The organism is Polaromonas sp. P1_G2 (assembly GCF_056405515.1).
This window is the reverse complement of the sequence record NZ_JBFUBY010001665.1, coordinates 1-370: the sequence shown is the minus strand read 5'-3', so window position 1 is coordinate 370 and position 370 is coordinate 1. Positions and strand designations below refer to the sequence as shown.

The window sequence follows — 370 nt, the reverse complement described above, 5'->3', positions numbered from 1 at the left end:
ATCGAGTGCCCCGAAGCTGATCGCCGGCAGGTTCTCCTCCGGCCGCAAATAAGGTCGATACTGGATTTTCATGGTCGAATCTGAAGCTCAAGGACGGCTGCCCGGCATGGAGCCGGTGTCCGTCGTCGACATCGGTTCCAACTCGATCCGACTGGTCATCTATGAGGGGCTTAATCGCGCCCCCACCATGCTGTTCAACGAAAAGGTCATGTGCGGGCTCGGCAAGGGCCTGGAGCAGACCGGCAACATGGACGAAGCCAGCGTCACCCGTGCGCTTGCGGCCCTGCATCGTTTCAAGGCGCTGTCGCACCAGGCGCGCGCCTATACCATGTATATCCTCGCCACGGCCGCGGCCCGCGAGGCGAAGAAC

At 61.9% G+C, this 370-nt stretch carries 1 protein-coding gene; it reads left to right on the top strand.

Annotation, left to right across the window (positions count from 1 at the left end; all coding sequences use genetic code 11):
* Nucleotides 1–70: 70 nt before the first annotated feature.
* Nucleotides 71–370, top strand: a 300-nt coding sequence (locus AC1D0P_RS32035; protein WP_477680406.1) for a Ppx/GppA phosphatase family protein, incomplete at its 3' end; no start/stop codon positions are given.